The organism is Polaromonas sp. P1_G2 (assembly GCF_056405515.1).
The window spans coordinates 1-2,244 of sequence record NZ_JBFUBY010000443.1; the positions used below are offsets into that span (position 1 = coordinate 1).

The window sequence follows — 2,244 nt, forward strand, 5'->3', positions numbered from 1 at the left end:
CGTCAGGGGAGAGCAGGGCGGCACGTTTGGTCGGGGCGGGGGGCAGGGGCATAGTGCTTAAGACTCTCTAAAAAAAGAAGGGTTCCAGAAGCGAAAAAGCCGCCTTGAAACCAGGGCGGCTTTTTCTTTTGGCGCAGTTGCGAAGGTCAACAGCATGAGTTCATTATGCACAACTCAAGTGACAGGGCAATCCTTTGTTGCTAACTGGCCTCAATGAGTTTCAGGCGGCTTTTTTGAGAGCTTTGACGGCTTTCAGCACGTCGTCCACATGGCCGGGCACTTTCAGGCCGCGCCATTCCTCTTTCAACTGGCCATCGGCGCCCACCAGGAAGGTGCTGCGTTCAATGCCTTTGACCTTTTTGCCGTACATGATCTTGTTTTTGACCACGCCGAACATGTGGCACATTTTTTCTTCGGTGTCCGCAATCAGCTCGAAAGGGAGCTCAAGCTTGGACTTGAACTCGTCGTGGGACTTCATGTTGTCGCGGGAGACGCCGAACACGGTGGCGCCGGCCTTGACGAAGTCCTTGTAGCGGTCACGGAACTGCATGGCTTCCGTGGTGCATCCCGGCGTGTTGTCCTTGGGATAGAAGTACAACACGACGACTTTGCCCAAGTGGGACTGGTTGGAAACCTTGATGCCGCTGGTGGCGATCGCTTCAAATTCRGGGAGTGGTTTATTGACGACGACTGCCATACTGAGTAGACCCTGACGAAAGTAGTTGTAATTAGCCGCGCCTTTTGGCAAACGGCCCGGGATTTCCATCCCGGGATGTGCTGCCAAGTGCAACCCTAGATTTTACCCTGAAAGAGAGGGCATTTCAGCCTTCTGTTCCTTCTGTTTCAATCAGCAGGGCGGCAATCACTTGCCGGCCTTCACCCGCGAGGATGTTGTAGGTTCGGCAGGCCGCGAGCGTGTCCATGGTCTCAACGCCGATGCGGTGCTCCATCAGGACGCGCAAAAACGCCGGGGGCACAAAGCGCAGGCGAGCGCCGCTGCCGAAAATCACGAGTTCGGGCCGGGTTTCGGCCAGCAAGGCGAAATGTTCCGCGGTCAGTTGCTCAAAGCGCGCGCAGTTCCAGTCGAATTTCTCGCCGCGCGAGCCGATCACCACGCTGTGCTCGATCTTTTCCGCCACCCCGTCGCGCCCCAGGCCCACCCAGCCGGGGCCGTAGCCGAGGATGGACTGGACGTCGAGGCGGTCTGGCTGAAGTTTCATGCGGAGGGTCCGGGCGTTGTGAGGGCGTGGTGCGGCTGTGCGCGGGGTTTTGCGTGCTGGTGTTTGCCAGCGAAAACCCTCTTTTATGTGGTCAAATTATAGATTCCGCCCGAATTCCCCGCCGCAGCGCGTCGCATCTCCCCGGTTGCCGGCATGGTGAGCGGCGCGGCCCCCGTCCACAGCTTCTGAACGTTTCATGAAATCGATCACCAAATCCGCCAAGCTTGCCAATGTGCTTTACGACATCCGCGGCCCGATCATGGACGCCGCCAAGCAGATGGAGGAAGAGGGCCAAAAGCTCATCAAGCTCAATATCGGCAACCTGGCCGTGTTCGGCTTCGATGCACCGGAGGAAGTCCAGCAGGACATGATCCGCAATCTGCCCGCGTCGGCCGGTTATTCGGACAGCAAGGGCATTTTTGCGGCACGCAAGGCCGTGATGCACGAAACCCAGAAGCAGGGCATCAAGGGCGTCACGCTGGACGACATCTACCTGGGCAACGGCGCGAGCGAGCTGATTTCCATGGCCACCAACGCTTTGCTCGACGATGGCGACGAACTGCTGCTGCCGGCGCCCGACTACCCGCTGTGGACCGCTTCCACCAGCCTGTCGGGCGGCACGCCGGTGCATTACCGTTGCGATGAAAACAATGGCTGGATGCCCAACCTCGACGACATCCGCGCCCGGATCACGCCCAGGACCAAGGCCATCGCGGTCATCAATCCCAATAACCCGACCGGCGCGCTGTATTCCGACGAGCTGCTCAAAGGCATCATCGACATCGCGCGCGAGCACGGCCTGGTCATCCTCGCGGACGAGGTCTACGACAAGGTGCTGTACGACGGCGTCAAGCACACGGCCATCGCCAGCCTGTCCACCGACGTGCTCACGCTGACCTTCAATTCGCTTTCCAAGAGCTACCGCTCCTGCGGCTACCGCGCCGGCTGGATGGTGGTGTCCGGCCCCAAAAAACAGGCACAGGACTACATCGAGGGCCTGAACATGCTGGCCAACATGAAGCTG

General features: G+C 59.3%; 3 protein-coding genes. 1 reads left to right on the forward strand and 2 read right to left on the reverse strand.

Annotated elements, in window-relative coordinates; genetic code table 11:
- Positions 1-220: 220 nt before the first annotated feature.
- The gene (locus AC1D0P_RS24930; protein WP_477679189.1) at positions 221-697 is read right to left on the reverse strand and encodes a peroxiredoxin; all 477 of its coding nucleotides are present in this window, start codon (positions 695-697) and stop codon (positions 221-223) included.
- A 124-nt stretch (positions 698-821) separates the two neighbouring features.
- A complete protein-coding gene (locus AC1D0P_RS24935) occupies positions 822-1,220 on the reverse strand; it encodes an Mth938-like domain-containing protein (RefSeq protein ID WP_477679190.1) in 399 nt (132 codons plus the stop codon).
- A 196-nt stretch (positions 1,221-1,416) separates the two neighbouring features.
- On the opposite strand from AC1D0P_RS24935, the gene AC1D0P_RS24940 reads away from it, so the two are divergent.
- Positions 1,417-2,244, forward strand: an 828-nt coding sequence (locus tag AC1D0P_RS24940) for an aminotransferase class I/II-fold pyridoxal phosphate-dependent enzyme (protein WP_477679191.1), incomplete at its 3' end; no start/stop codon positions are given.